Raw genomic sequence first — 6,140 nt, forward strand, 5'->3', positions numbered from 1 at the left:
TCCACGCCCAGCCACGCCACCAGCACCACGGACAGCCCGGCGGCCAGGAGCTTGGTGGTCGGCTCGGGCACCAGCCAGAGGGCCAGGTACGCCCCGAGCGTCCACATGCACGAGGCCACCAGCACCTGCGGGTCCAACTCCTTCCCCAGCGCCGCCTTCGTCTCCTCCAGCACCGAGCCGAAGGCCAGGGCGAGCGCCAACGTGCGCCGGTCGTCCGTCTTGAGGTAGGGCCCGTCGTCCAACAGGCGCAGGCAGTCGCCCCCGCCGCGTCCCCACGTGCACCACAGCAGGTAGCGCTCGCGCAGGGACTCGTCCGCCGCGGGCTTCAGCCGGCTGTCCGCGTCCTCGGGCACCAGCGTGAGCACCTGGCCCTTGTCCACCTCGGCCACCCACGTCCCGCTCAGCTGCTCCCACTCGGGGTGCTGCTCCAGCTGGCCCTTGAGCCACTCGCGTGCTGCCTCGCGCGGGCTCTTGCCCTCGTGTTGCACCTGGTGGGCGATGTGCCGCAGGGCGCGCTGGAAGTCCTCCCGGCTCACCGGCACCGGCCGCGTGGTGCCACGGCCCGGCTCCACCACCGCCACCTCGTACACCACCGCCCCCGAGAGTTCGGCGTCCGAGGCCGGGGTGTTGTCCTCCACGGGAGCCGGTGGCGGCGTGAGTGACAGCGCAGGTCCCCGGCCCGCGAACATGCCGCCCGAGGGGTGGCCCGTGGCACACGCCGAGAAGAGCAACGGGACGAGCACCAGCCACCAGCGGCGGCGTGGCCTCGCCGCCACGTGGGGATTCTCCAAAGGGGTGGACATGCCATGCCTCCCAACGAACCGTTGACCCTGGAAGCCAGGGGCTCGGGAGGACAGGGGGGCCTGCGTGGCCATGTCAATCCATGGGGTAGGGGCAGGGATGGGGGACGTAAAAGGAGGGGCCCCCCTACGGGAATGTCACCCCTTCCAGCGAAACACCCGGCGGCTCACCGTCCTGCCACAGCAGCAGCGTGAAGCGGCCCCGCGCCCGCGGCGCCTCGGCCTCCACCACCACGCGCTGCCGCTCCGCGCCCGGGAGGCCACTGGCCAGCTGCCCCAGGGCCTGGGTGCGCGTGCGCTGCAGCAGCCGGCCCTGCAGCCGCCGCACCGCGTCGTTGGCCGTCATCAGCGCCTTCGTCTTGGTGGCGGCCTCGGTGCGGTCGGTGAAGGTTTGGATGACACCGGCCAGCTCGCCCTCCTCCTCCCAGATGGGCGTGGCGCTCAGCTCCTAGGGTGGCCTCGCTGGAGCACGGCGGCCACCGCATCCACGGGTGGCGGGGTGTCATGGAGGAAAGGGATGGCCATGGTTCCTCCGGGAGAGAGTGGGCACGGCGGTCCGCCACGGCCACCCGTGCGTCCGGGCCACACACCAGGGGAGAGCAGACGATGGCGGGGAACGGCAACGAGCGGGACAAGAACGAGTACGAGGCGGAGGGTACGGGGGGGTCACACCCCATGAAGCGGCAGCCGTCCAGACGCGCCTCGGAGAAGTCGCAGTCCTCGATGGCTCCAAACTGGTACCACGGCAGGTTGCTGTATTCGGGCCAGTGCCCGAAGTCACACCCCGACAGCCGTCCCTTGAACCGGCAGCCCTCGAGTGACGATGTTATCCAGTCCTGGTGGTTCTTCAGTTCCTGCTTCACCTCGAAGGCGCAGTCGATGAACTGGACGACGCGGATGAACAGGTTCCGAGCAGCCACCTTCAGCACCAGGGTGCAGTTCTTCAGCGTCAGGTTGCGGCCCAGGAAGTAGAGGGTGCCTTTGTCCGTCAGTTCCAGCCGTTCATTCTCGAGGTGCTTGTCCTCGTAGAAGACTTTTTTGGCAAGCATCCGCCGCCCTTTCAGAAGGTGAGCATCCGGAAGAACTCGCCCGCCATTCGCCGGCCGTGCCGCGCCAGGTTCGACGCCGTTGTGGAAGGAAAGAGGTCTGGCTGCGTCAGGAGACGATGAAGTCGCACTTCGCGATGGCGGCCTTGAAGGCCTCTTCCGCGGTGCCCGACTTCTTCGCCTCGATGGGAGCGTAGAAGCTCAGGGCCATCGTTGAGCGCGGGTGCTTGTAGAGGTTCTCCGGGCTCTGGTCCAACAAGGAGAGCAGCGAACTGCCAAATCGTTCCGGCCAGGCGAGGTCGCGGAGTTCGGCAATGTGACGGATGGGATCCAGAATGGTGAAGCCAGGCCACTTGGGAAACCGGAGGGAGCGGGGGTCATTCCCGTGGAAGCGGCAGTGATCCAGACGCGCCTCGGAGAAGTCGCAGTCCTCGATGGAGCCCAGCTGGTACTTCGGCTCCGTTCCGTACTCGGGCCAGTGCCCGAAGTCACACCCAGACAACCGCCCCTTGAACCGGCAGCCCTTGAGTGACGATGTTATCCAGTCCTGGTGGTTGATCAACTCCTGCTTCACCTCGAAGGCGCAGTCGATGAACTGGACTTCGCGGATGAACAGGTTCCGAGCAGCCACCTTCAGCACCAGGGTGCAGTTCTTCAGCGTCAGGTTGCGGCCCAGGAAGTAGAGGGTGCCTTTGTCCGTCAGCTCCAGCCGCTCGTGCTCCAGGTGCTTGTCCTCGTAGAAGACCTTTTTGGCAAGCATTCGCCGCCCCTTCAGAAGGTGAGCATCCGGAAGAACTCGCCCGCCATGCGCCGGCCGTGCCGCGCGAGGTTCGATGCCGTCCCGGAGAGAATTTCATACCGGCGGTTTGTGGCATGGTCAATCACGTCGATGCCTTCGCTCAGGTTGAACTCGTAGAGATGGTCGAATTGGCTTTTCACCCTGCGTTGCACGAAGCGGCCCCGGGCCTCACGCTCCAGCAGGTGCGCCAGCCAGTATTCACCCTTCTTGAGCGCATCATTGATGGCTTGACGTTCATTCGGGGAGAGCCTGTGTGGCCCCCATTGCTGGGCGGCCTCGGTGACGGCCTTCTGAAGCCTGTCGCCCACCTCGTCTTCGACGGGGATGTCGTGGATGGACCTGCCACGAGGTAGGTGCCAGCGTTGCCCGTTGGGCAGAAGGACCTGCAGGTTTCCACCCCGGTGGCGGATGGCGACAATGCCCGAGGAGCCGCCCCCGGAGGATGTACCGCCGCCCCGTCCCTTCTTGAGCATCACCACCGCCAGCGGGCCATGTGGCGTGGCCGCCACTGTCTCCACCGCCGCCACCGCCCGCGCCAGCGCACCCTCCTCGGCCGCCATGGCTTCCACTCGCCCCAGCACCGCGGCCCCGCCCTGCGCCCGCCACTGGGCACTCGCCAGCCCGTAGCCCGGTAGCGCCCGGACCCGCGCCGCCACCTCCCCCACGGTGCGCCCCGTCAACGCGCCCACCGCCAGAAGCATCGCCCGCGCCGCGTCCGTGCCCAGCACCCGGGCGAAGCCCTCGCCCGCCTCGCGCAACTCCTCGAAGGTGGTGGCCTCGTGCGCCCGCGTGGCCATGGCCGTCCAGCCGTCCATCAGCCCCCACAGCGTGTCCACGCCCAGCCAGGCCACCAGCACGACGGACAGCCCGGCGGCCAAGAGCTTGGTGGTCGGCTCGGGCACCAGCCAGAGGGCCAGGTACGCCCCGAGCGTCCACATGCACGAGGCCACCAGCACCTGCGGGTCCAACTCGCGCCCCAACGCCGCCTTCGTCTCCTCCAGCACCGAGCCGAAGGCCAGGGCGAGCGCCAGCGTGCGCCGGTCGTCCGTCTTGAGGTAGGGCCCGTCATCCAGCAGCCGCAGGCAATCGCCTCCGCCTCGCCCCCAGGTGCACCACAGCAGGTACCTCTCGCGCAGGGCCTCGTCCGCCACGGGCTTCAGCCGGCTGTCCGCGTCCTCGGGCACCAGCGTGAGCACCTGGCCCTTGTCCACCTCGGCCACCCACGTCCCGCTCATCTGCTCCCACTCCGGGTGCTGCTCCAACTGGCCCTCGAGCCACTCGCGTGCGGCCTCGCGCGGGCTCTTGCCCTCGTGCTGCACCTGGTGGGCGATGTGCCGCAGGGCGCGCTGGAAGTCCTCCCGGCTCACCGGCACCGGCCGCGTGGTGCCACGGCCCGGCTCCACCACCGCCACCTCGTACACCACCGCCCCCGAGAGCCCGGCGTCCGAGGCCGGGGTGCTTTCCTCCACGGGAGCCGGTAGCGGGGTGAGTGCCAGCACAGGTCCCCGGCCCGCGAACATTCCGCCGGGAGGATGGCCCTTGGCACATGCCGAGAGCAACAGCACGAGCAACACCCACCAGCGGCGCGGCGGCAGACCTGCCGGGTGGGAATGCTTCAGACGGGGCGACATACCGCACCACTCCTTCCCGCCGGGCGGGCGGGTGCCAGGGGTTTCCGCGAGTACACGGAAACACGGGTACGGCGGTCAAGCCGACAGGTAGGGGGCGCGGTGGAGGATGCACTGGGTTGGCAGCGGGCACGCGCGCTACGGGAAGGTGACATTCCCCAGGGTGACGGTGCGCTTCTGCTCGGCGTCCCAGAGCGTGAGGGTGTACGTGCCCCGCGCCTCCGTCTGCGACGCGAGCACCTCCACCACCACCCGGCGCCCTGGCTGCTGCTCCTCGGCTACTGCATCAGCCGGAGGAATGGGCTCCGGCTGCCAGAGGGGCAGCGGCTTCAACACCTCGCCCTTGGGGCCGCGCAGCACCGCGCCCGCCGCCGTCCAGGGCCGCGTGCCGGGGTTTTCCAGCCACACTTCCACCGCCACCCGGCCCTCGGCGCGGTAGCTGCGGGCCTGGCTCACGCGCAGGGCGTTGCTCTTGGCTTCCGTGTAACTGCCCGTCAGGTCCTTGGAAACAATGCCTTTCTCTCCCAGCAGCCCCGAGGCGAGCGCGCCCCGGAGTCCCTCGGGGGCGCCGCGTTCGGCGCGCAGCTGGCGCACCTCCTGTTGGCACTGCCGCGTCTCGGCCTGGGCTGTCTTCTCGCCCTCCTGGAAGGACGCCACCGAACGGGGCTCGCGAAACACCTTCACCTGGGACAGGCCCAGCGCCGGGTGCGCCAGCAAGAGGAATCTGGCACACGCAGGGGCCGCACCGTCCGCGAAGCACACCTCCACCAGGAAGCGCTCCCCGGCCTTCAGCTTCTCCGGGGGCGTCAGGGTGACGCCGCGCTGGCCCACCGACACGTCCGCGAAGCGCTCCCGCTCCTCCAGGCGCACGGACCCTGGCCGGAGCGCCGTGTCGAAGCGCAGCGTGAGGGGCACGTCCGGGCTGATGCACACCACGGGCGGTGTCGCGGAGGGCTCGGCCTTCAGCATCAGCTGCGGGCTCGCCGTTTCACACGCGTCCGGTGGGGACGGCTCAGCGGCCTGGGGGGAGAGCGCGAGGAGGGCCAGCGCGAGCAGGCCCACGGGAGACGCGAGGAGCACGGGGAGTCAACCTCCAAGGGAAGGCGGGGCGGGGTGACGGGAGGCGTTGGCCTCTACCACACCTCCCCGCCGCTGTGCTGCCCCCCGCCTACTCGAAGCGCTCCACGGCCCGGACCTTCTGGAGGTCGATGAGCACGGCGGAGTCAGCGGGGCCGCCAACGTCCTCCCGGTAAGCGCCTGGCGTTTCATCCTCGCGGGCGACCAACTCCAGGCACACGGGGAACGTCGTTCCATCCCGCCGCATGGCCTGGGTGAAGCGGCCGTACACGCGCTCCGGCCCGAGGTAGAGCCGCCCGGTGAGCGTGGCATTGTTCAGCCCCTTGAAGTCCACAACCCGCATGGGCGTGGACTCGCGCACGGTGACACGCTGGCTGGTGCCGGGTTCGCGAGGACCGAAATCCGCTTTGCCCACCTTACCAACGTGGATGCCCAGCTCCTTCATCGTCTTCACGGCACCGGGCGGGCAGTCGGCGGGGCGGGGCGGGGGGCGCACCACCTGGGGCGTGCCGGTGCAGCCGGTGAGCAGCACGGTACACAAGCCCACCACGCACGTCTCCTGGCGGCCCGGCACACAGTGCAACGCCTTGCGCTGCGGCCGGGCGGCGGGCTTCTCGTCGGGCTTCGAGCGGGTGTCGTTCTCGCGGAGCATGGTGGCGGAAGTGAGCGCGGGGGAAGGGGCCGGGAATGCAGCCGCGCTCCTTTCAGCTTCGGACGGCTCGCCCGGCTCCGCCACTTCGCGGACGAGCGCGGCGTGCAGCGTGGGATGGCTCGTCCACCACCTGGCAGG

At 69.5% G+C, this 6,140-nt stretch carries 4 protein-coding genes and 3 pseudogenes; 1 reads left to right on the forward strand and 6 read right to left on the reverse strand.

Annotation, left to right across the window (positions count from 1 at the left end):
* Window positions 1-803, reverse strand: a pseudogene (locus VFZ09_RS40550) (hypothetical protein); the annotation flags it as partial.
* A gap of 256 nt (window positions 804-1,059) precedes the next feature.
* Window positions 1,060-1,248, reverse strand: a pseudogene (locus VFZ09_RS51810) (hypothetical protein); the annotation flags it as partial.
* A 391-nt stretch (window positions 1,249-1,639) separates the two neighbouring features.
* Here VFZ09_RS51810 and VFZ09_RS40560 point away from each other — a divergent pair.
* Window positions 1,640-1,969 carry a hypothetical protein gene (locus VFZ09_RS40560; RefSeq protein WP_329733155.1) on the forward strand — a complete coding sequence of 110 codons (330 nt, stop codon included), beginning with the start codon at window positions 1,640-1,642 and terminating at the stop codon, window positions 1,967-1,969.
* Here VFZ09_RS40560 and VFZ09_RS40565 read toward each other — a convergent pair.
* From VFZ09_RS40565 to VFZ09_RS40580, 4 genes and pseudogenes are all read right to left on the reverse strand, one after another.
* Window positions 1,956-2,606 carry a hypothetical protein gene (locus VFZ09_RS40565; RefSeq protein WP_329733156.1) on the reverse strand — a complete coding sequence of 217 codons (651 nt, stop codon included), beginning with the start codon at window positions 2,604-2,606 and terminating at the stop codon, window positions 1,956-1,958. The genes VFZ09_RS40560 and VFZ09_RS40565 overlap by 14 nt on opposite strands.
* An 11-nt stretch (window positions 2,607-2,617) precedes the next feature.
* Window positions 2,618-4,276, reverse strand: coding sequence for a hypothetical protein (locus tag VFZ09_RS40570; RefSeq protein WP_329733157.1), 1,659 nt, complete (start codon window positions 4,274-4,276; stop codon window positions 2,618-2,620).
* Window positions 4,277-4,411: 135 nt separating this feature from the next.
* On the reverse strand, window positions 4,412-5,353 hold the full coding sequence (locus tag VFZ09_RS40575) for a DUF2381 family protein (protein WP_329733158.1): 942 nt from the start codon (window positions 5,351-5,353) through the stop codon (window positions 4,412-4,414).
* Window positions 5,354-5,441: 88 nt separating this feature from the next.
* A pseudogene (locus VFZ09_RS40580) lies at window positions 5,442-6,140 on the reverse strand (hypothetical protein); the annotation flags it as partial.

The organism is Archangium sp. (assembly GCF_036277355.1).
In the GTDB taxonomy this organism is placed as follows: Bacteria; Myxococcota; Myxococcia; order Myxococcales; family Myxococcaceae; genus Archangium.